The sequence below is a fragment of the Nostoc sp. JL31 genome, from assembly GCF_017114965.1.
GTDB lineage: Bacteria > Cyanobacteriota > Cyanobacteriia > Cyanobacteriales > Nostocaceae > Nostoc > Nostoc punctiforme_A.
Window position 1 is genome coordinate 34,558 of record NZ_JABXKO010000047.1, and the last position, 20,957, is coordinate 55,514.

A 20,957-nucleotide genomic window follows, 5' to 3' on the forward strand; every position below is an offset into this window, starting at 1 on the left:
GCTGATAATAAAGAAAAACCGTTGATATTTGCCCTAGCTGACGTTTAAAATAGGTATTCAAGCGGAGGAAATGAAAGCTTGAAATTGATATTGGTAGCTCCCGACTCTTTGTTGTGTGCAGCCTTTGAACAGCATTTTAATTATTTACCCAATGTAGAAATAGTGAATAACTATTTCGAGTGGTTGCCAGATTTTGATTGTATGGTCAGCCCTGCTAACTCTTTCGGAATGATGGATGGTGGCATAGATGCGGCAATTATCCGTTTTTTCGGTCGTTCGTTAATGGCAAGAGTCCAGCAGCGCATTCTTGAGGATTATTTGGGTGAACAGCCTGTGGGAACATCAATGATTGTGGAAACAGATCATCACAAGCATCCTTTTTTGGCTCATACACCTACGATGCGAGTTCCCATGATTATTGCTGGGACAGATATTCCTTATATTGCGATGTGGGCGATGCTGCTGGCAGTTCGCCACCATAACCAACAGGCTAGGCAAAAAATTAACACCATTGCCTGTCCTGGATTGGGTACGGGAATAGGACGAGTGCCATATACTGAAGCTGCTAGACAGATGGCATTAGCTTACAATCATTTTCTCTATCCACCCAAGCATCTCAATTGCATAGTTGCGGCTGAAAGACAACTTCAGATATGGGAAGGAGGAGATTTTAGGTAAAGTTTAAAAAACGCCCTAGCGTATTATATTGCTGGGGCGATCGCTACTCCAACTGGATGACAGTTAAACACTTCTAGATAAATCTTAAATGATTCGTAAAAAGCTAGTAAATAACTTAATTATCGAAGTTATTTACTAGCTTCAAGTAAAGGCAATTTATAAATACCAGCCATCTGCTTTTCAGGTGACTGGTATTTATTTTTTTGTGATTTTTAAGTTAGAGAAAGGATTGGTTAATAGGCTAACGCCTACAAATATATGAAGTACGAAGAAAATAAATAAAGAGTTTTACTCTACTAGTTGTGGAGTGGAATAGACTTTAAATATTTTTTTATTAACACTTCGTATGAGGGGTGGTGTAACTAGTTTGATTTGCAGAGTTAAAATTTTCAGGAGTTAATAATGAATTTAGTTGAAACTGTTGGACACGTTCGTACCGATCTTCAAAGTCTTCATGACTGGACTAATCATCAATTTGGCATGAAGTCAATGTCTTCTAGTCGGGTTGCTTTTGCTCGAACTCATAAATGGTTTGGATACGAGGTCATACTACTAAAGTCTAATGCGAAAATCAAGAAAGGACATTGGGATGAGAGGGTTAATCGACTTGGCGATCGCATTCTTCCAGGATGGGATTGTGCCTTACTCTGCCATTATCGTCCAGGTGGTGGCATGATAGAACACCGTGACCACCCCGTTTTTGAACACTCTGGTAGGATTAGTCAATATTGGACGTGCTACTTTACGCATCGGGAAAGACGAATATCACCTTGAAGATGGTCAGGTTATCCAGTTTGATTCTAGTATTCTCCATGAACTAATTCCGGTTGTATCTGATCGCTGGTCTTTGTCCTTTCGCCGGATTAAGTCACAGTCTCTACGGTTCTAAACTTATGTAGTCCTTTTCATGTAAGGATTATAAGGCTGTTCCTATATCGCTGGTGTCACTCTATATTAAATCTTTGTAACTTGCGCTCCCATCGGAAATACAAACTTTCTCCATTCACCTCACCTGTCTCTTCACTTTCATCAATGAGGTCTTGGTTTTTCTCCTCTAATTCGCGCATATATTGCCTGAGTATACCCCCAACAGCGATCGCTCTACTTTTATGTAGCTGACGGGTTAACTCTAAAAACCATTTTCTATCACCCACCAAATCTGACTCTTTCACCTGATACTTGAGAATTTCTGGGATAAGTAGTGATGGGTTATGATGTTTAGCGATCGCGCTAGTATGAATAATTGGCTGGTAATCAATTCGTAAGCACTGCTGCCAGAACGCTACCCATTTGGCATGAGAAAGATAGGCATGACTGAAATACGAAGGTGGCACCATTGCCAAAATATGTAAATGCGGATGTGCTGAGACTCCATCTCTACCTTTAGTTACTTCTGTGGACTTCACCCAACCTTTCGCAGGCCATGCTTTCAATTCAGTGAATCGCTTAAAAGCTTTATTCATCGAATCCAAGTTTTCCCTGAGTTCCTCAATCTGGCAATTCCTTACAGTCAAAGTAACAAATAGCCAACGGTACTTGGGGTAATCAGTGACAACCTGTGGGAGAATTTTATAAGCTCTTGCTTTTCACATAAGCGATCGCCGCCACTGACAAATCGGACAGTGACGAACCCTACAAAATCGGGCATCTAATAGCTTTAACTTGAGAATACCTTCCGCGTCGTCTGGCACTAATTGAAACTTCAGCAACTCGGAACACATTCTCACTCGCCAAGCATACTGCTGAAAGCAATGTTCGTCTGCTTTATCGTAATAATGGAAAACTTTATCAGTATTAGCTCTATGTTTGTCCCAGATTTTACCTATAGGCGAAACTTCGGATAAGCTTTGTACATTTTGATTTTGTTGGGACTTTAAGGCTTTAGCGAACACAGAATCACTGAGTCAGTTTGGTATCAACGTCCCAAATTAACGTAATTTATACGGTAAAACCTCAGTAAAAGTATTTAGGTAAATATTTAGAGCGATCGCTAATTTTTCACCCTATGCCAAATAAACGCTTTTATCACATTGGCTTTGGGCAAGATGATTTAGGTTCATCGCCTCCCAGCATTGCTCTATTATCTGGCGACCCAGAGCGATCGCGCTTAATTGCCCAAACTTATTTACAAGATGTACGCGTGTTGTCAGAAAATCGCGGACTCAATAGCTATGTAGGATACTTATCTAATGGTCGCACTATCCTATCAGCTACTAGTGGTATGGGTGCGCCTTCATTAAGTATTGTTGTCAATGAGTTGGTACAAATAGGAATCCGGCAAATTATTCGCATTGGAACTTGCGGTTCCATTCAACCTTATATACCAGTCGGTAGCGTTGTTATTAGCAGTGCAGCATTATGTCGCCAAGGTGCAGCTAATGATATTGCACCTGTGGAGTATCCAGCCGCAGCCGATCCTTTTCTGACAGTCGCTTTAGTTAAAGCAGCACGAGAATTAGAGGTTGAATATTACATAGGAATTACGGCATCAGTTGATACTTTTTACGAAGGACAAGAACGCACTGATTCCGCGAATCCAAATTTAATGCGATCGCTGCATGGCATTACAGAAGAATATCGGCGCTTGAATATCTTGAATTACGAGATGGAATGCGGCACATTATTCAAAATGGCAGGAGTGTATAATTTTGCGGCTGCGGCTATTTGCGGTGTAGTTGCTTCGCGGACTGATAGTGAAAATATCATTTTAGAACAAAGAGATGTTGCTGTTAAAAATGCGATCGCAATTGCTATAAATGCAGCCGCAAGCATTGAGTAAGCTAACAAATTTATTTTATCCAATGTCTTAGTATGTCAGATTTAATCTGCTCTAAGTATTTTTATCATGTCTTTACCTAATCTTTAATTTATCAATCAGTAATTTTAGGTAAAATGTATTGAGTAAAATGCAAATTCATCTTTATTTAAACGCTATATATATAACTTTATCAGCTAACTTAAAACTACAAAAACTGGCTAAAGATATCTCGTTTTAAGCAGAAAAAATTTGACTTTTTATTTTTTAATTAATAAATGCTGAGTTTTTATATTATTATAAATCCGTGCTTTTAATATCATGTTTTACAACCGAAATAACGAGTTTAGCTATTAAGAGTAATCACAAAATTTGGAGAGCAGTATAACATGAAGAATGCTTGGAAGCGTTGGATGACGACCGTTAACCTAGCTGCAATCGCACTAATGCCGACGCTGATATTTTTAGCATTCTCTCATCAGGCCACAGCAGACGATCCAGGAGCGTGTTACATGATAACTTCCTCTGGGAAAACCGTTGGATTGGGAAGGATTTGTGGCAATATCATAGCCGCACCTTCAGACAATAAAGTTTTTCGAGTCTCAATCAAACGCCGTTTTGGCGGAACTCCTGTGATTGATGTCACCTTCAACGACAAAAAAACTTTTGAAATGATTGTAGATACAGGTGCTAGTGGAACCATTATCACTCAAGATATGGCGAATACACTGAAACTACAGGCTACAGGTACAATGCAAGCCCAAATTGCTGATGGCAGTGAAGTAAAATTTTCAACCAGTAAGGTAAAATCTATTGCAGTAGGTGGAGTTACAGCCAATAATCTTCAGGTAGCGATCGCACCAAAAGCAAGCATCGGGCTACTAGGTCACGATTTCTTTGGCAACTATGACATCAAGATTTTGGAGAAAGAGGTTGAATTTCATCACCGCTAATGCTTGCAGCTTGTAACTTCTTGAGGTTTTTATATGGAAATATCAAAAGGAATCTGAGGGAAGATACTCAGTACTCCTGAAGCAGCTTAAGAGCGTTATAGAATAGAAATAAACCTTACATACATTACGCTGATTCAGCAGAATTGCCCATGACCACTTCTAAACGCCAATACCACATTACTACTTTCGGTTGTCAGATGAATAAAGCTGACTCAGAGCGCATGGCTGGCGTTTTGGAAGACATGGGCTTTGAGTGGTGTGAAGATCCGAATCATGCAGATGTGATTCTCTACAATACCTGCACAATTCGGGATAATGCTGAACAAAAGGTATATTCCTATCTTGGCAGACAAGCAAAGCGTAAACATGAGCAGCCTGATTTAACCCTCATCGTTGCTGGTTGTGTTGCCCAACAAGAAGGAGAAGCACTGTTGCGGCGAGTGCCAGAATTAGATTTGGTAATGGGGCCACAACACGCCAACCGTCTGAAAGATTTGTTGGAGTCAGTGTTTGAAGGCAACCAAGTTGTCGCAACCGAGGCAGTTCACATTATTGAAGATATCACCCAGCCGCGACGAGATAGTACAGTGACAGCTTGGGTAAATGTGATTTACGGCTGTAACGAACGCTGCACCTATTGCGTGGTTCCTAATGTGCGCGGTGTCGAACAATCTCGCACGCCGTCAGCTATCCGGGCTGAAATGGAAGAATTAGGACGGCAAGGTTACAAAGAAATTACTCTACTCGGTCAAAATATTGATGCTTATGGCAGAGATTTACCTGGAGTGACAGCAGAAGGTCGGCATCTGCACAACTTTACAGATTTGCTTTATTACGTGCATAATGTGCCGGGAATTGAAAGATTAAGATTTGCTACTAGCCATCCTCGTTATTTTACCGAGAGATTAATTCAGGCTTGTGCTGAGTTACCCAAAGTGTGCGAACATTTCCACATTCCCTTTCAATCTGGGGATAACGAACTTTTAAAGGCGATGGCGCGGGGTTATACCCATGAGAAATATCGCCGGATTATCGATACCATTCGCCGATATATGCCAGATGCCTCCATCAGTGCCGATGTAATAGTCGGTTTTCCTGGGGAAACAGAAGCACAGTTTGAAAATACCCTGAAACTGGTAGAAGATATTGGCTTTGATATGTTGAATACAGCAGCATATTCGCCGCGTCCAGGGACACCCGCAGCTTTGTGGGACAATCAGCTGAGTGAAGAAATTAAAAGCGATCGCCTGCAACGACTGAATCATCTGGGAAACTTGAAAGTAGCAGAGCGATCGCAACGTTACTTTGGACGCATTGAAGAAGTTTTAGTAGAAGACCAAAATCCTAAAGATCCAACCCAGGTAATGGGACGCACTGGCGGTAATCGTTTGACCTTTTTTAGCGGTGACATCAAAGAACTCAAAGGGCAGTTAGTAAAGGTAAAAATTACCGAAGTTCGTCCTTTTAGCTTGACGGGTGAACCAGTTGAAGTAAGGCAAACTGTTTTGCAGTAAGAAGCATTTGAAGATTATACCCCTGACTTATGATGAAGTTACCGCAAACGATTCCAGTTTTTCTTTTTGGGGCTAGCTTGGCTGTAATTTCGCCTCAACTTTGTGCTGCTTTCACTGTTCAAGAAATAGCTATTCTTGCTCAAGCATCAAGCGATTTGCCAATGGTCAAATCGGCTGGACTGTCCCCCGATATGGATGTGCCTTGGTCGAAAGCCGTAAAAATTGTAGACCCCTTTGAAGGAGAGTTTGTTGGAGTTTTCGACCGCAATTCTTTAGGTGGCTATTTATTCCGTGAGGGTTCAACGCAAGTTATTAGTTTGTGGACACCTTCGAGTATTCGAGTACTCGTAACAGTAAATTCGGGTCAAGCAAGGTCTTCTTTCTACACCGCAGGTCGTGTGTATCCCAGACCTGACTATCTTAGATTTGTCACGACTAAAAAAGTCGATAAGCTTTTACTCAAGGTCAGAGAAAAAGTTTTTCAATTAGACGGTTCAACCGGCACGTTTGCTGTCAGTAAAGAATTAGCCACCGCTTTGAAAAATGCTCCCGATGAGAATTTAGATATCAGACTAGTCTTAGAAGGAGGTCAAACTGTTGATAGCGAAATTGGTAAAGGGACGGTGAAAGCTTGGCGAACTATTTATTAAGCGATCGCATTTTTCAGCCAAGTATTTTCTATGTTTAATAAAGAAAAAACATTTCCGTTCTCATCAAAAATTGACTGGAAAAACTTATTTATAGATTTAATAAGAACGAACATTGTTAGAAGTAAGCCTGATTAATTCTTCAACATTGTTGGAGATTGTATTGCAAATAGTATTTAAAGGTAAGTCATTAGGATCAAACCCAAAAGGTTCTTCGATTTCTGAGCCAATTTGTTCAATGCTTAATAATGTAAAACTTACAAAAGCCATTACTATACCAGTCCACCAATTTAAAAAGCTCACAATTTCCAAAGGTAATATAAGACAAAAAATTAATAACAGTTGTCTGAGTTTAATAGTATATATCAAAGGCAGCGGCGTTTTTAAAATGCGTTCGCAACCACCTAAAATATCGACTAAATCATCTACACAATTATGCAGAGTAGTTAATTGATAGACATTTAGACAATTTCGGTCATGCTGATACTGTAAGTAATCTCCTATCCAATAAGCAATTTGTAGTGGAGGATGATCGCTATCTTGGAGGTGTAAATATTGTTTTTCAGACATTAATGATGCCAACTGAGTGTCTAAAGGCACCGATCTTAGATGTAACTTCATTGCAACTGCAAAAGCAGTTACTAACCGAAGCATTGCTTCCTTTTCTAATTTATCTTGTGGTGTTTTCTCTTTAACTATTATCGCAATTCCACGAGTTAAGTTACGCGATGTATTGACTAAAGCTCCCCATAGTTGACGACCTTCCCAAAATCTATCATGGGCTGTATTCGTCCGAAAAACTAATAGTAATGTGAAGCCAATATTAAAGCTTAAAACAGCATTGGTAAGAATATTGCTGGAATCTGAAAATGCGATTGGTAATCCTAAATGAGCTAAAAATGATATGAAAGTACCATATATAGTACAAAAAATTACCCAAGGAAGAATAATAGAGATAATTGACCTTTCAAGCCGAAGAGTTACTTGAAGCCAGTTCAGCTTTTCGCCTTTGTAAAGATGATACTTGTCTCTTAAAGAGTTTTTAGAATTATTTTGAAAATAGTTAGGTTGTTTCATATTGGTAAGATTTGAGGATTACATCAATTAGCAAACTAACTGTTTTAGCTAAATATATCTTGCTTAAGCAAGATATATGCAAAATCTAGGTTTCCAAATAGTCACTATAGTGTAACTATAATAAACACAAGTTATAGTTGTAACATTGAAATTTATTTCTGTGAACCATCTTTAGGTAGGGAAATTCAATACTGTCTTCCAATTCTTCACCACAAACCTGATTTTCTGCTTATATTGATTAAACTTTGTGGTCTTTCACCGATTTATGAGATAGTTAGACAAAATTTCCAGCTATTTACAGTAAATATTTATTTTTTCTTACCGACAGAGCGATGTCTACGACGGACTACACCTAAGCATTTGGGTTAATAACAGTGTAGCGAATGCGTAACTCTCAAGTTAAAAAAGGAGATAAACCCAATGAAATTTGATATTAAGCCAGAGAGTTACCCAATTTTAGCTGTCCGTTTTGAGAAAAACTATTATTGAGTGAAGGGTTATGCAAATTACTTTTTAAAAGGACAAAACTATATCATTACTAGATGATTTAGTCTAAACTTATTTTAATAAAGATTTAGCAACAGTATTTACACAAGTTTGTATTGAAAGTATGAAAGTTACCGAAATCAATCGGCAAATTCTCAAAAAAGTAATCATCGCTCAATAGTTACTAGAGTCTATTGGAGGTAAAAGCGATCTTGCTATCAATAAAGCTGATAATATTAAAACTATTAAGGCGCGATCGCATTAGCTAGGCTACATATAGCAGTCCTAAATCATTTGTGAAAACTTCTCTTTCTTTTCTTGGCGCTCTTCTCTTCGAGACGCTTCGCGAAGGCGTCTTGGCGGTTCGTTAATTTTCACAACTCAAATAGGATTGCTATATCAGCAGGCAATCCTAACAGTGCAGACAGAGACAGAGAACTATTTGACGCGATCAAATTATTTCAATCAATTATTGCTGATCGCAGTACTATTAATGGTGATAGATGAGTTTAATCTTCAAACTCTCCTCAACCAGGCATTGGGTTAAAAAATTTATAATTTCTGGCCTGCATAAATCGATCGCACTTCGCCATTACGTCGGATGACTGCTTCGCCATTACTGACATCTACTAGTGTCCAACCGCTTGAGCCGATACTTTCACCCATATTGATGCGGCGAGTCACACCATCAATTTTAAATAAAGCGGCAGATTTGTTGCCCAACTCTAGTAATCCCTCTAAGGTATTACTCGGAGCTTCTGCGATCGCAGTTGCCGGATATACTTGTTCCTGGGTAATAGTTGGTTCTGACTCTGGTGCGAGTGCAGCACGCAATGGAACTACTGGTAATGCAGGCAAAGGTTTGGGTGTTTGGCGCACGGTAATTGGTGCAGTTTTTGCTGCCACCGGTTTGAGTTCGGCTCGTACAGCCGCAGCTAACATATTAACAGTTACAGGCTTGGCAGCTTGTCGCACTGTATTCAGGGCAGTTTTGACAACATTAGGTTGAGATACCCGTAACGCACTGGCAACTTGTGGTAAAAGTGTGGGATTCCCCGGAATGGCTGGAAGGGCGTAACGCATTGGTGACGGCGCTTGATAAACGGGGACGTAGATGCGCTCAACAACGCTTCCAGAACGATTGGGGGTTGGTAGTGTATTGTTAGCTAAAAGTGGAAGTGCTGGTAGATTACCAGTTGCTTGCTCACGACCAAGGGCTATTTGGTTAGTATTTGCCTGACTGGAGAATCCTGGATTGAAAGATTTTTGATTGCTTTTTGCTCCTTGCTTATCTATAACAGCCAGCGCTTGGAGCATATAGTCAACTAACTCTGCCTCTATTTCTGTTTTTACTGGCAACCGTGACTGCGATTGCGGCAATAGAAGCGCTGATTCGGGCAATTTGGTATTTAAAAGATATACGACTCCAGACTGCACCAAGTAGATCGTGCTAGCGATCGCCATGCCTAAAGTTGTTCCTACAATCAGCAGTTTGCCCAAAACCGAACTAGTTTTCTGACGCTTTCTACTAATTGGTTTAACGGTGGCGGTGTCAAATACAACGGTACTCAATTGCTTGTGGCGATCTTGAGCAACTGACTGTACTGGTTGATTCAGGGTGTTCGGTAAGATAATCTGTGGTATCGTAACAGTTTGCAGAGGTACGTATTCTGGAGGCGATTGGCGTTGACCTTGGGTGTAAACTCCAGCAACAGAGTGGCTCGATCTGTTCTGATTACTGTGCCTAACAGTTTGAGAAGGGAGATTACCACTAGCATCCAGAATGTAGTCGATATCGGCAAAGAGTTCATCCATTAGGCCATCAGCATAGTTTTCTATCGACCAAGGCTCGTTGGTGATTAAGTCTTCTGATGGTTCTGGTACTATGAGACGGGTGCTGGCTTCTTGTAACATAGACGTTCTGGGTTGTTGCTTGGACGAGGAAACGCCACCCCTACTGCCTGGAAATTAGGATTATCAGAGAAGGCAGCAGGTAGAGGGCAGTTTTTACTGAAAGAAATAAGTATGAATAAAAACTTTAGTCCTGGGTAATTACCCTGTTTAAAAAGAAGAATTGTATTGAGATGTATCGGGCAAGATCCAAACAGAGGAGCCACTCCGCATCCGGTCTTGCCTTAATCCTATGCAGTTGTGCGTGGGTTACTCCTGCCTCCTGCCTCCTGAATAATGAAACATCCAATCCCCCATCTGATTGAGATAAGTTGATTGAGTGTTGGTATTAAACTCAACTTTCATCTGAGGATTGTTGATGATGCCAGTACTAATAGTTATGTCATCTATCATACCAATCTCTCTCCCTACTACTATACTCAGTCTTTATCAAGCTTGTGTTAAGTTAACGCTGGAAACTCTGACTGGATCTTGCTTCTACGCAATTCTAGATATAATAATAAGGCGTTAATATCCGCTGGGTTTACACCACCTATACGTGCAGCTTGACCAAGGGTGAGTGGTTTTATGTGAGTCAGCTTTTCCCGTGCCTCTTTAGAAAGAGTATCAATTGTTGTGTAGTCTAAATCGCCAGGTAACTGGCGGTGAGCTTGGCGGGCAATTTGGTCAATTTGATTTTGTTGCCTAGCGAGATAGCCAGAATACTTGATGTCAATTTCTGCGCCTTCTTTCTCAGCCCGGTTGAGGTTGGGGTTTCCCAGTCCGAACCTGTCGAGATCAACGTAATGTAATCCTGGACGCCGCAACAAGTCATTGAGGGTAATTGAACCTTTAATTGCTTGTTGGGTATCAGATGCGATCGCTATTCCAATTTCATCATGTTCTTTAACTCGTGTGGCTTGCAATCTTTGCTTTTCTGTGGTGATATTACCCTGTTTTTGAGTAAACATATCCCAGCGGCGATCGTCAATTAAACCAATTTCCCGTCCCAAGGGCGTCAGGCGTTGGTCGGCATTGTCAGAACGCAATAGCAATCGGTACTCTGACCTACTAGTGAGCATCCGGTAAGGTTCCCGTAGGTCTTTTGTACACAGGTCATCAATTAGCGTCCCAATGTAACTTTGCTCGCGAGCAAACACAATCATTTCTTGAGAGCGAACAAATCGAGCGGCGTTAATTCCTGCCACCAGCCCTTGAGCAGCAGCTTCTTCATAACCTGTAGTGCCGTTAATTTGCCCAGCACAAAACAGCCCCGCAATCTTTTTAGTCATCAGTGTGGGGTAACACTGAGTTGCTGGTAAATAGTCATATTCCACTGCATAGGCGGGACGCAGCATCACACATTTTTCCAAACCGGGGAGAGTCCGCAACATTTGCAACTGCAAATTTTCTGGCAACCCTGTAGAAAATCCTTGAATATAAAGTTCGGGTATATCCCTTCCTTCCGGTTCAATAAAGATTTGATGGCTTTCCTTATCGGCAAAGCGCACAATCTTATCTTCAATACTGGGACAATAACGCGGCCCCTTGGCTTCCACCCAACCGCCATAAACTGGTGACAGGTGCAAATTTTCTTGAATTAGGCGATGGGTTTCTGTGGTTGTGCGAGTGATGTAGCAAGGCATCTGTTCCCGTTTTACCCACACATCTGGGTCAAAGCTAAACCAGCGCACATCTTCATCCCCTGGCTGGATGAGCATTTTACTGTAATCTACCGATCGCTTGTCTACCCGTGCTGGAGTTCCAGTTTTAAGTCTGCCGGTTTCAAATCCCAGGCGATTTAGGGTTTGTGTCAATCCTTCCGCTGCAAATTCTCCAGCACGTCCGGCTGGCATTGATTTGTTACCAACCCAAATTTTGCCTCCCAGGAAGGTGCCGGTTGTTAAGATGACTGCTTTACATTGGAACCCTACACCAAAATAAGTTTCAACACCGATGACTTCACCGTTAGCACCCAGTACCAAGTCTGTTGCCATACTTTCGCGGATTGTCAAGTTTTCTTGATTCTCAACAATATTTTTCATCACCGCTGCATATTCGCGCTTATCAGTCTGGGCGCGTAATGCCCAAACAGCAGGCCCCCGTGAAGAGTTGAGGATGCGTTTTTGCAAGTAGGTGCGGTCTGCTACTTTACCAATTTCTCCACCAAGTGCGTCTACCTCATGGGTCAACTGGGATTTGGCTGGGCCACCTACTGCTGGGTTACAAGGTTGCCAAGCAATTTTATCCAAATTGAGCGTCAATAACAGGGTACGACAACCGAGGCGTGCAGAGGCGAGAGCTGCTTCGCAACCGGAGTGACCTGCACCGACGACTATGACATCAAAAGCGTCTTGGAATTCAACGGAATTGTGCATGGTCATACTTACAGGATCGGCAAGCTTAGAGTTCTTTTCAATTTTAACTGTTCCAGTGGTTTCATGGATGTAACTTTCTGATAAAAAAGTTATCAAAATTACTAGTACTCAATTAAAGGCAAGGTTATATTTTTTAAATTTACTAGTAAGTGAAAAATATCATTCTTTTAAAATTTGTGACAACATTCCGGTTTGTCAATTGCAGCTATTGTTCATATCGTTAGCCAACAGAAATTAGTTTATGAGATCGTATGTAGTAGATATTATCTCTAACTTGGATGAAACTATAGCTCAACACCCATAACTCATCTGTGAGTTTAATTCATTAATAATAGATATTTTCCAAAATCTTCTTAATTTTATTTTTGAATCACTAAACTATTATTTAAAAATGAAATTTACCCTCAAGAATCAAAAAGACATTACTAGATTTATTAGAAAAACAAGTTTCATCAGTATAGTTATATTGATGATTTTTATATTAGTAGCTAGTAATGAGATTACCCACCACAAAGTTGCTATAACTGCTCAACCTTTACAAGGATGCTTGAGTAATAATTCATTACCTTGTATAAATACCTCTAAAAATACAACATCAGAACCATTTATTCCCGACCCAAAATTAAATGCTCAACAGCGTTTTTTATCTGCGATCGCTAGAAAATTACCCACAATTCCCCAGCCTGGTACTTATGAATATACTTTGCTGCGAAGCTATGGCGCAGTATTCGTAAATCCCGACATTGGGATTAAACTACCGCCAAAAGATATCTTTGCTAATGAACAAGAAACCGAAGAGTTTCAAGCTACTTTAACAATGGGTCATGTTGATGGCACTAACGACTGTTATTTACAAAAATCGGCGGCTGATGCTTTAAACAAAGCACGAATTCAGCAACAAATTCCGCTAAAATCTGGTTATGGTTCTGGTGATTGTACTCGCACTTTCAACACGAATTTAAGATTTTGGCACAAGTATGCTAACGATCGAGTTTTAGCAAAAGTTCAACAAGGTAAAGAGACAAAAATTCTCGGTTTAGTTGCACCCCCCGGAACTTCACAACATCTCTGGGGATTAGCCATTGATTTACGCGTAGGTAGTAAAGAGCAGAGAAAAGCTCTTAATCAAAATGGTTGGTTTCAAACTGTAGAAAACGATGTTCCACATTGGACTTATGTCGGTCTATCTGAAGAGAATTTACCTTTGTTTGGTTTTAAAAAACAAGCTATTCGAGGCATTACTTATTGGATGACGCCACTTTGATTTTTCAATAGGATGAAAACTTGGAAATACTAACCTAAAAGATGTATTGTCAGGAATTTAGCTATGCCAAATGAAGCTGCTAACCAGGAGCAAAACTTCCTAATTGATTTATTAAGAGCTACTTATCAAAATCAGGAAGTATATCTAATTATGCAACATAACTTAAGTAAACTCAACGATGATTTAGCTTTAATGCTGCGAAATATTTAATATTTTTATCTTTAACCTAATTATAGCGGTTATCGATTGGATGAGAACACCAAAGTCCTTGCTGTAAAATCATTTCAGCAAAGTTTTTGTATCTCACTCAACTGCACATCGTTATATGCCAGAAACTTAATAACTTTTTATGGAGGATTAAATCCAAATTTTCCTATGGCGTAGACACACAGCACAAAGCCGGAGAGGTTTCTGTTGCTCCGGTATTGTCGTTATATATTGCAACCTAGATGCAATCAAATTGCTCCTCTGGTTTTAGCAAAATATTAATTAGAAAGTTGATTTACGTATTACTTCACTTCGCTAGGTTCAAATTTAGTTACCTTACCTTTCTTAATAGCAACAATCACATCATAATGCGAACAGTAAGCAAATGTGACATCATTGGCTTTGTTATAAAGGTTAACTACGTGACCTGCACCACCTACCTGGATACCGATTGGTTCCAAGTCAGCAAAGAAGAAACGACGTAGTTGATCGCCACTACCAATCTGACCCTTACTCTTAGTAAGCAAGTCTAGTTTTTGTGCTACAGACATTTCTTCGGCTGCTGATGCCTGCACTAATGAAGGATTGATCGCCTTTAATGGTACGTCCCAAACTGTGAAAAAACCAACCAAGGCTACGCTTGTAAGTAAGGGTGCAAGTTTCATTTGTTATTTCTCTTCTTTGTTTTATCCTGAACATCCCAAGCATCTCAGGTGGCAGTGAGAGCTTATTGAAACTAAGCCACTATTTTCATGAATTTATCCTTGGAGAAAATTTAGTTAATTCTCAGCATTTTCTCAGCTAATCATGGCTGCCCAAAGTCACAGGATAATTTAAGTATTTTCTCAACAAAACCTCATTTTGAAGTGCGTGAGGGGAACTTAATATGATGAGCAATGCTTTCATTGCAGTGATGTTATTGTGACTAGACCCAAAAGACCACATCGCCAAATCTATAGAATTTCAGGACAAACATATCTTTGGCTAGCAATGCTAATTTTTGGAGCATCTAGCGCTGTTACCCGAAAACTAACAGAAATTGGTGCTCAACATTTTATCAGCAATGCCTACGGCGGCAAGCTACGCAATCCGATTTCTTTGTGTAATGTTTTATTTGTGGGAAACCTTTGCGCTTTGATACTTCTGATCCTAATCTATGGGCGGCAATGGAACAAAGCTACTTTGAAGCAACTCTCAAGGAAGGATTGGGTCAGTCTCACAGCAGTGGCTATTTTATCAGGAGCATTAGCCCCTGGTTTAATTTTCCAGGCACTGGCACTCACAGGGGTGAACAATGTCATCTTAGTGGGACGCTTGGAACCGCCTCTAACTTTGGCTTTATCAGTCTGGTTATTAAGAGAACGGGTAAATATTTGGGAATTTATCGGTGCGATCGCAGCTTTTGTTGGCGTTATCCTAACTATTATCCTTCAGCCTTCAACAGAAACCATGATGAATATGGGAGGTTTCGGTTTAGGCATAGGGGAATTTTTGGCCGCAGTAGCATCTGTAGCCATAGCCGCTTCTACGATTATTAGTAAGAAACACCTTTCGCAGATTCCTTTGGGAATCTATAGCATTTTTCGGACTGCACTTGGGACTGTAATCTTTTTCTTCATTGCTTTAGTTCTCTATGGCAAGGATCATTTTGCTGATGTTCTCTCACCATTCTTGTGGCAGTGGATGTTTCTTTATGGCGGGTTGATTGTGGTGGTAGGTCAGTCTTTTTGGGTTAAAGGCTTGAAAACTTCCACTGTATCTACAGCTTCCCTAATTAGCTCATTTGGCCCAATTGTGGGAATTATAGCAGCCTATTTAATTTTGGGTGAAGCCCCTACCCGACCTCAATATATTGGCGGTAGCTTGATTTTAGGAGGTATATTCTTGAGTCAAGTTGGTACCAGGCGTCAGACTTCTAGCGGCAAGGTAAATTCTACTCCAGCACAGCAACAGGTAGAAACTGGTATGGGATTCAAAGGGATTTGAAGGATGAAAATTCTAGATCGCTAAAGATGTGATTTATCGCCGTCAAGACAAAAGACTGAATATTGTAGAGACGGCGATTCATCGCGTCTCTTACCTTAACCGAACAGTATTGCAAGTAAACCACCCATCCCAAATAAATGAAACCCTTGCGGTATATAAATTACAAATTACAAATACAAATTACAAATTCTGCACAGCGGTAGTAGTATGTCAAAATAAAAATACCCGATACATCAAGGTGAGCGATCGCTCCCAAAGCTAGATTAAAGGATTGACCTGAGCAATGGCAGACCCAACCAATCACAATCAAGCGGGAGAAGTAGCTCCCAGCACTGTTGACAAGCAAGCTCCCAGTGTGGCTGAAGAACACGCTCCTAGTACAGACTCACCCGAAGCCACAGATATTCCTACTGCCAACGCGCCAGATCCTAAAGCTGCAAACTCCGAAGATAGTCCCAAAGCTGCTAAACCAACTGCTGTACCACCCAAGCGAGAAAAACCCGCAGCCGCAGCTAAAGCCGCAACAGGAGAAAAACCCGCCGCCGACGAAACAGCAGAAAAACCCGCCGCAGCTAAAGCCGCCAAAAAGGAAAAAGCCCCATCTGTTGAAGATAAGCCATTTGTAGAGTTCATTGAGCAAGACTACTTGCCAGCTTTACAAAAAGCGATCGCTCAAAAAGGCGTGCAAGATTTACAGGTGTCTTTTGCCAAGCAGAAGTTGCCAATCACTGGTTTTGAATCTGCCGAAGAATGCTGGCAAATTATCGGCAGTTGGTCAGAAATTGGTAAGCGTCAATTTAACCTGTATTTCCCCGATGAAGATATTCAAGGAAAAAAGGGATTTTCTTGTAATGAAGGCAAAAAACCTAGCACTCTTGAGTCATTCTTAATCGATGAGCGCAAAATTACACTCGATTTGTTGGTATTTGGCTTAGTTCAGCGCTTGGACGGCCAAAAGTGGTTAGGTAGAAATTAGTCATTAGTCATTAGTCATTAGTTTTTAACAAAGGACAAATGACTAATGACAAAGGACAAAGGACAAATGACTAATAATTAAAGTTCGTGAAAATGGTAGGTAACGGCTCCAGTATTGGGGTCGTTATCAATTTTCACATAACCTGATTTGTACATCTCTTTGAGAGTAGCTTCCACTTCAGCAAAGCTGGCTCCTGTAAACTTCACCCCTTGAGTGACAGTTAAAATACCACCCTTGCTTTCCGCTGCTTCAATCAGTTTCATCATGAGTTGGTTGCCTGTTGGACGATGGACTTGAGAAGCAACTACTGCTTGATTCAACGGCACACCAAAGGGAGATACACCCGCTTTTAATCTCAGGTTATGTTCGTATTCGTCAACCATATTGGGGATAAAGAACAAATCCACAAACTGCCCTATACCAAACACGCCACCAGTCAACAGCCATAACAAACCAGTTCCGATCTTGCCATTGTAGAAACGCTGCAATCCTCCCACCCCCATAAATCCGACTGCACACAAGATATAAGAGACAAGAAGTCGGTCTTTATGCTGCTGATTGTTTTCAAGATTCATCTTGTTTTCAACCTTTTGGATTTACTCTTGTTGTTTAAAATGGTTTTTTCGGACTATTTTTTATACCAAGTTCTAATAACTAGACTTACTTCTTGCACCAGTTGCTTTCTAACAATTTTCGTAATAAACAATGCGTTATTATTTGAAGTTGTCGGCATTGTCTAATCTATAGTTATTGATAAAGATGCAAAAAATAACTAAAGTACTTAGATTTATTCAGTAATTATGCTAGTCATGGATTGTTAATTTTAAGATGCCCAACGTATTAATAGAACCCCATGAATTTATTGTAGTAACAACCACAGAAAATTACTGAGATAGTAGTGCTTTGAGAATCAAGAGGTGAGTGCTACTCCACTTAAACGAGATAATGCTGCTTGCTGAACTATATTTATTTGACTACCAATCCGCGATTTTTGATTCCGTAAATATTGAATGATTGTTGCAACTCTTAATGTTTTGCTTATAAATTTCTCACCCGCACCTTGGTAGACTGAACTTTATACAATTGGGTTATTGTGGGCTGTTACGGTTTGCCAGAGCATTTCTGGTGAAGCAGTCCGGTCTTCTCCCAAAGGGAGAGGCTCACACCAACAGGGTTTTCCACGCCACTTGCTCCACTTGGGGAGACCCCAAGACCGCAGTGGCTCCCCATGAGGAACTGCCGTTACCGTGGCGGTAGGGACGTAAGAGCGTCACCCGAAAGGTCTACTTAAGATAATAAAGACGAAAGAGAAATCAAGACATGGTAGATTCCCTCAAAAAACCAGGCTTTGAAGAAATCCGGCCAGGGATTAAAGCCCCGGCAAAAGAAACCCTGTTAACACCTCGGTTTTATACTACCGATTTTGATGAAATGGCACGGATGGATATCTCCGTCAACGAAGACGAGTTACAAGCCATTCTCGAAGAGTTCCGCACTGACTACAACCGCCACCACTTTGTTCGAGATGCCGAGTTTGAACAATCCTGGGATCATATTGACGGGGAAACTCGCCGATTGTTCGTTGAATTTCTAGAACGTTCCTGTACAGCAGAGTTTTCCGGCTTTTTGCTGTATAAAGAACTTGGTCGTCGCTTGAAAGGAAAAAGCCCTGTTTTGGCAGAGTGTTTTAACCTGATGTCAAGGGATGAAGCGCGTCACGCTGGCTTTTTGAACAAAGCTTTGTCCGACTTTAATATGTCCCTAGATTTAGGGTTTTTGACTAAGAGTCGCAGTTATACCTTCTTTAAACCGAAATTCATCTTCTACGCTACTTATCTTTCTGAGAAGATCGGTTATTGGCGCTATATTACCATTTATCGCCATTTAGAAACACATCCCGAAGATCGGGTTTATCCAATCTTCCGGTTCTTTGAGAACTGGTGTCAGGATGAAAACCGTCACGGCGATTTCTTTGATGCGATCATGAAATCTCAGCCGCAAATGTTGAATGATTGGAAAGCACGGCTATGGAGTCGGTTCTTCCTATTATCAGTGTTTGCGACCATGTACCTCAATGACATCCAACGCAAGGACTTTTATGCCACCCTTGGATTGGATGCGCGAGAATACGATATCCATGTAATTAAGAAGACCAACGAAAACGCAGGTCGGGTGTTCCCGCTGATGCTGGATGTAGAGAATCCAGAGTTTTATGAGCGGTTGGATGTTTGTATAAGCAATAACGAGAAGTTGGGTGCGATCGCTAACTCCAGCACTCCCAAATTCCTGCAAATCTTCCAAAAACTGCCGCTTTACATCTCCAACGGCTGGCAGTTATTGCGGCTGTACCTGATGAAACCGATTGATACTGTTTCTGCTCAAGGGGCAGTTCGTTAATTTATAAAAGGTTTGTGAAAACTTTGGTGGTTCTGCTGGTTGCAGAGCCACTTTTTTTGTCCTTTTTCCAAGCCAATGATTATTGATATGTCAAACAATTAGTAGTGCGATCGCTAATTTGTTAGTAGGCAAAAATCGGAGATAGTTGCTTAGGTGTAGTTTGTAGTAGATACCTTGAGTTAAGCTGATTTTTCCATTCTGATTAAGTCTGGAGTCAATGTTTGATGCTTGGCTGCTTCTGCCTCGTAACATCTGAGAATCAGTGATGTCAGTTTATCTAAATCACTAACAGAGGAAATAATTACTTTTGATGCGGCATCCCCCAGAGAAGCTGATACTTCCTGCACTTCAAAGTTTGAAGCTAGGGATTTTACTTCATCTACACTTAGCCGAACAATAAAACTTTTTTTCTGCGAAGACAGATATAACCGCAGAAACCACCAAGTAGTTTTGCCAAGATTGATACCAAAGTATGAAGTAGTATCTCTGTACTTAAGTTCAAAACTGTAGCTCTTTGAAGTTTGCGTAATCGCTTTAATTTTTTCAAAAGCTGCTATTTCTTCAGCAGTTGTTAATATTCTGGATTCTTGAGGGTCTTGGGGTTGTTCCTCTTCTTCAATTTCTGGTTCTACTTCAACTTTGACAGGTTGAGACATTTCTCTGCTAAGTGAGCTTGTCATTAAGTCTAGTAAACTTTCCTGAATTGACTTTTTAATAATTGGGTTGAATTTATTAACAACTTTAGTATTAATATTACCTGAGAATTCATACTTGGAGTCAGAAGCACGAAGTTCAGATACTAAAAAATGAATAAATTTTTCAGAAGGAGAGCGCAGAAGATTTCCTACAAGCTGAGTCATGCCTTTTACATATACCATTTCCTCTGCATGGTGAGTAATAGCTGCCACATCAAAAGTGTCACGGTGGAATACTTTAAGGTTCTCAATATCTTTAGAATCATATTCAAGGATGTTAAAAATGAAAAATGGCTCCTTGTCCATGATATTTTGGTGACGTAAGTCAGTAAAAAAACGGTATTCAATACCATTAGTGACGACAGCTACTTTTGCTGTCAAAAGTGCATTAAAATATTTTCTTAATTGCCCATCGTGTGCATCAGCTTTTTGTCCACGAGCTTTTGCCTCTACGAGCATGACTATATTATTGTTAATAGCTAAAGCGTAATCTACTTTTTCAAACTGCCCTGCTTTTCTAGTAGCAAAATCCGCTACGTATTCGGGAATTACTTCACTAGGGTCATAGACATCGTACCCAACAGCACTCAAAAAAGGAACAATTAGTGCCATCTTAGCAGCTTCTTCACCAACAACTTGGTCAGCTCGCTTACGCACTTGTTCAGACACCTTAGCAATATCTTCAGCGAATCCCATCTTGTTTGCTCCTGGTAGATTAGTAAGTATTGATAGGTCTTTTTTTTTGTAAAATAAGAGTGATTATAAGGTGACGTAGTACATTTGAATTGCAAGCGTTAGTGCAATCGCCTTTTTTATCACTCCTATAAAAGTATTCCCAAATAAGTACCAGCCTGTAACACTCATGACTTGTTCACAGGTGCAATGGCATCGGTAATGAATAAAAATAAATCAGAATGATTTTTTATGAAGCTTCAGCCTATAGCGATTCTCAAAAAAATGCTCAAGCTATAAAGCCCACGAATTCATCCGTGGGCTTTTTAATACAAGCTAACTTGCCGTTGCTGCTTTGAAATGGAAATCTTTGCTCTTTCTT

Annotated in this window: 20 protein-coding genes and 1 pseudogene; 12 read left to right on the top strand and 9 right to left on the bottom strand. The window is 40.4% G+C overall.

What is annotated here, in order from left to right:
• Nucleotides 1-78: 78 nt before the first annotated feature.
• A complete protein-coding gene (locus HWQ43_RS11360) occupies nucleotides 79-678 on the top strand; it encodes a macro domain-containing protein (protein WP_292733087.1) in 600 nt (199 codons plus the stop codon).
• Nucleotides 679-1,080: 402 nt separating this feature from the next.
• Nucleotides 1,081-1,452: a hypothetical protein gene (locus tag HWQ43_RS11365; protein ID WP_292733089.1), complete on the top strand. Its 372-nt coding sequence runs from the start codon at nucleotides 1,081-1,083 to the stop codon at nucleotides 1,450-1,452.
• Nucleotides 1,453-1,622: 170 nt separating this feature from the next.
• Here the strand turns inward: HWQ43_RS11365 and HWQ43_RS11370 are convergent.
• A pseudogene (locus HWQ43_RS11370) lies at nucleotides 1,623-2,249 on the bottom strand (protein rep); the annotation flags it as partial.
• Nucleotides 2,250-2,264: 15 nt separating this feature from the next.
• Entirely contained in the window at nucleotides 2,265-2,570 is a 306-nt protein-coding gene (locus HWQ43_RS11375; protein ID WP_292733091.1) for a hypothetical protein, read from the bottom strand.
• 113 nt (nucleotides 2,571-2,683) lie between these two features.
• Between HWQ43_RS11375 and HWQ43_RS11380 the strand changes: the two genes are divergently transcribed.
• The 4 genes from HWQ43_RS11380 to HWQ43_RS11395 all read left to right on the top strand — a co-directional run bounded on the left by HWQ43_RS11380 (nucleotide 2,684) and on the right by HWQ43_RS11395 (nucleotide 6,550).
• Nucleotides 2,684-3,457, top strand: a complete 774-nt coding sequence (locus HWQ43_RS11380; protein ID WP_292733093.1) for a nucleoside phosphorylase — start codon at nucleotides 2,684-2,686, stop codon at nucleotides 3,455-3,457.
• A 365-nt stretch (nucleotides 3,458-3,822) separates the two neighbouring features.
• Nucleotides 3,823-4,386: a retropepsin-like aspartic protease gene (locus HWQ43_RS11385; protein ID WP_292733095.1), complete on the top strand. Its 564-nt coding sequence runs from the start codon at nucleotides 3,823-3,825 to the stop codon at nucleotides 4,384-4,386.
• Nucleotides 4,387-4,535: 149 nt separating this feature from the next.
• Nucleotides 4,536-5,900 carry a tRNA (N6-isopentenyl adenosine(37)-C2)-methylthiotransferase MiaB gene (gene miaB, locus HWQ43_RS11390; protein ID WP_292733098.1) on the top strand — a complete coding sequence of 455 codons (1,365 nt, stop codon included), beginning with the start codon at nucleotides 4,536-4,538 and terminating at the stop codon, nucleotides 5,898-5,900.
• Nucleotides 5,901-5,929: 29 nt separating this feature from the next.
• Nucleotides 5,930-6,550 (top strand): hypothetical protein, encoded by a 621-nt coding sequence (locus HWQ43_RS11395; RefSeq protein WP_292733100.1) that lies wholly within the window; start codon nucleotides 5,930-5,932, stop codon nucleotides 6,548-6,550.
• Between the two features lie 96 nt (nucleotides 6,551-6,646).
• Here HWQ43_RS11395 and HWQ43_RS11400 read toward each other — a convergent pair whose 3' ends face one another.
• Nucleotides 6,647-7,624 carry a bestrophin family protein gene (locus HWQ43_RS11400; protein ID WP_094348262.1) on the bottom strand — a complete coding sequence of 326 codons (978 nt, stop codon included), beginning with the start codon at nucleotides 7,622-7,624 and terminating at the stop codon, nucleotides 6,647-6,649.
• Nucleotides 7,625-8,528: 904 nt separating this feature from the next.
• Between HWQ43_RS11400 and HWQ43_RS11405 the strand changes: the two genes are divergently transcribed.
• Nucleotides 8,529-8,657, top strand: a complete 129-nt coding sequence (locus HWQ43_RS11405; RefSeq protein WP_292733104.1) for a hypothetical protein — start codon at nucleotides 8,529-8,531, stop codon at nucleotides 8,655-8,657.
• Between the two features lie 5 nt (nucleotides 8,658-8,662).
• Here HWQ43_RS11405 and HWQ43_RS11410 read toward each other — a convergent pair whose 3' ends face one another.
• The 3 genes from HWQ43_RS11410 to mnmG all read right to left on the bottom strand — a co-directional run bounded on the left by HWQ43_RS11410 (nucleotide 8,663) and on the right by mnmG (nucleotide 12,384).
• The gene (locus HWQ43_RS11410) at nucleotides 8,663-10,024 is read right to left on the bottom strand and encodes a hypothetical protein (RefSeq protein WP_292733106.1); all 1,362 of its coding nucleotides are present in this window, start codon (nucleotides 10,022-10,024) and stop codon (nucleotides 8,663-8,665) included.
• A 246-nt stretch (nucleotides 10,025-10,270) separates the two neighbouring features.
• Nucleotides 10,271-10,414, bottom strand: a complete 144-nt coding sequence (locus tag HWQ43_RS11415; protein WP_292733108.1) for a hypothetical protein — start codon at nucleotides 10,412-10,414, stop codon at nucleotides 10,271-10,273.
• A 47-nt stretch (nucleotides 10,415-10,461) separates the two neighbouring features.
• Entirely contained in the window at nucleotides 10,462-12,384 is a 1,923-nt protein-coding gene (mnmG, locus tag HWQ43_RS11420; RefSeq protein WP_292733627.1) for a tRNA uridine-5-carboxymethylaminomethyl(34) synthesis enzyme MnmG, read from the bottom strand.
• 385 nt (nucleotides 12,385-12,769) lie between these two features.
• On the opposite strand from mnmG, the gene HWQ43_RS11425 reads away from it, so the two are divergent.
• A complete protein-coding gene (locus HWQ43_RS11425) occupies nucleotides 12,770-13,642 on the top strand; it encodes a D-alanyl-D-alanine carboxypeptidase family protein (protein WP_292733110.1) in 873 nt (290 codons plus the stop codon).
• Between the two features lie 63 nt (nucleotides 13,643-13,705).
• Complete coding sequence (locus HWQ43_RS11430; RefSeq protein WP_292733112.1) at nucleotides 13,706-13,852, top strand: hypothetical protein; 147 nt, start codon at nucleotides 13,706-13,708, stop codon at nucleotides 13,850-13,852.
• Nucleotides 13,853-14,151: 299 nt separating this feature from the next.
• Here the strand turns inward: HWQ43_RS11430 and HWQ43_RS11435 are convergent, their stop codons facing one another.
• The gene (locus HWQ43_RS11435; protein WP_099101191.1) at nucleotides 14,152-14,514 is read right to left on the bottom strand and encodes a hypothetical protein; all 363 of its coding nucleotides are present in this window, start codon (nucleotides 14,512-14,514) and stop codon (nucleotides 14,152-14,154) included.
• Nucleotides 14,515-14,770: 256 nt separating this feature from the next.
• Between HWQ43_RS11435 and HWQ43_RS11440 the strand changes: the two genes are divergently transcribed.
• The gene (locus HWQ43_RS11440) at nucleotides 14,771-15,835 is read left to right on the top strand and encodes a DMT family transporter (RefSeq protein ID WP_292733115.1); all 1,065 of its coding nucleotides are present in this window, start codon (nucleotides 14,771-14,773) and stop codon (nucleotides 15,833-15,835) included.
• Between the two features lie 283 nt (nucleotides 15,836-16,118).
• The gene (locus HWQ43_RS11445; RefSeq protein WP_292733117.1) at nucleotides 16,119-16,811 is read left to right on the top strand and encodes a DUF2996 domain-containing protein; all 693 of its coding nucleotides are present in this window, start codon (nucleotides 16,119-16,121) and stop codon (nucleotides 16,809-16,811) included.
• 77 nt (nucleotides 16,812-16,888) lie between these two features.
• Here the strand turns inward: HWQ43_RS11445 and HWQ43_RS11450 are convergent, their stop codons facing one another.
• Nucleotides 16,889-17,386 (bottom strand): NINE protein, encoded by a 498-nt coding sequence (locus tag HWQ43_RS11450; protein WP_292733119.1) that lies wholly within the window; start codon nucleotides 17,384-17,386, stop codon nucleotides 16,889-16,891.
• Nucleotides 17,387-18,131: 745 nt separating this feature from the next.
• Between HWQ43_RS11450 and acsF the strand changes: the two genes are divergently transcribed.
• Complete coding sequence (gene acsF, locus HWQ43_RS11455; RefSeq protein WP_292733121.1) at nucleotides 18,132-19,208, top strand: magnesium-protoporphyrin IX monomethyl ester (oxidative) cyclase; 1,077 nt, start codon at nucleotides 18,132-18,134, stop codon at nucleotides 19,206-19,208.
• Between the two features lie 179 nt (nucleotides 19,209-19,387).
• On the opposite strand, the gene HWQ43_RS11460 is transcribed toward acsF, so the two are convergent.
• Nucleotides 19,388-20,599, bottom strand: a complete 1,212-nt coding sequence (locus HWQ43_RS11460; protein ID WP_292733123.1) for a type I restriction endonuclease — start codon at nucleotides 20,597-20,599, stop codon at nucleotides 19,388-19,390.
• Nucleotides 20,600-20,957 lie beyond the last annotated feature (358 nt).

What these genes read in the sequence shown, in the direction of transcription:
- HWQ43_RS11450 (WP_292733119.1), bottom strand. Translation starts at nt 17,386, where the DNA reads ATGAATCTTGAAAACAATCAGCAGCATAAAGACCGACTTCTTGTCTCT.
- acsF (WP_292733121.1), top strand. Translation starts at nt 18,132, where the DNA reads ATGGTAGATTCCCTCAAAAAACCAGGCTTTGAAGAAATCCGGCCAGGG.
- HWQ43_RS11380 (WP_292733093.1), top strand. Translation starts at nt 2,684, where the DNA reads ATGCCAAATAAACGCTTTTATCACATTGGCTTTGGGCAAGATGATTTA.
- mnmG (WP_292733627.1), bottom strand. Translation starts at nt 12,384, where the DNA reads ATGACCATGCACAATTCCGTTGAATTCCAAGACGCTTTTGATGTCATA.
- HWQ43_RS11425 (WP_292733110.1), top strand. Translation starts at nt 12,770, where the DNA reads ATGAAATTTACCCTCAAGAATCAAAAAGACATTACTAGATTTATTAGA.
- HWQ43_RS11385 (WP_292733095.1), top strand. Translation starts at nt 3,823, where the DNA reads ATGAAGAATGCTTGGAAGCGTTGGATGACGACCGTTAACCTAGCTGCA.
- HWQ43_RS11410 (WP_292733106.1), bottom strand. Translation starts at nt 10,024, where the DNA reads ATGTTACAAGAAGCCAGCACCCGTCTCATAGTACCAGAACCATCAGAA.
- HWQ43_RS11400 (WP_094348262.1), bottom strand. Translation starts at nt 7,624, where the DNA reads ATGAAACAACCTAACTATTTTCAAAATAATTCTAAAAACTCTTTAAGA.
- HWQ43_RS11365 (WP_292733089.1), top strand. Translation starts at nt 1,081, where the DNA reads ATGAATTTAGTTGAAACTGTTGGACACGTTCGTACCGATCTTCAAAGT.
- HWQ43_RS11435 (WP_099101191.1), bottom strand. Translation starts at nt 14,514, where the DNA reads ATGAAACTTGCACCCTTACTTACAAGCGTAGCCTTGGTTGGTTTTTTC.
- HWQ43_RS11460 (WP_292733123.1), bottom strand. Translation starts at nt 20,599, where the DNA reads ATGGGATTCGCTGAAGATATTGCTAAGGTGTCTGAACAAGTGCGTAAG.
- HWQ43_RS11415 (WP_292733108.1), bottom strand. Translation starts at nt 10,414, where the DNA reads ATGATAGATGACATAACTATTAGTACTGGCATCATCAACAATCCTCAG.
- HWQ43_RS11395 (WP_292733100.1), top strand. Translation starts at nt 5,930, where the DNA reads ATGATGAAGTTACCGCAAACGATTCCAGTTTTTCTTTTTGGGGCTAGC.
- miaB (WP_292733098.1), top strand. Translation starts at nt 4,536, where the DNA reads ATGACCACTTCTAAACGCCAATACCACATTACTACTTTCGGTTGTCAG.
- HWQ43_RS11445 (WP_292733117.1), top strand. Translation starts at nt 16,119, where the DNA reads ATGGCAGACCCAACCAATCACAATCAAGCGGGAGAAGTAGCTCCCAGC.
- HWQ43_RS11430 (WP_292733112.1), top strand. Translation starts at nt 13,706, where the DNA reads ATGCCAAATGAAGCTGCTAACCAGGAGCAAAACTTCCTAATTGATTTA.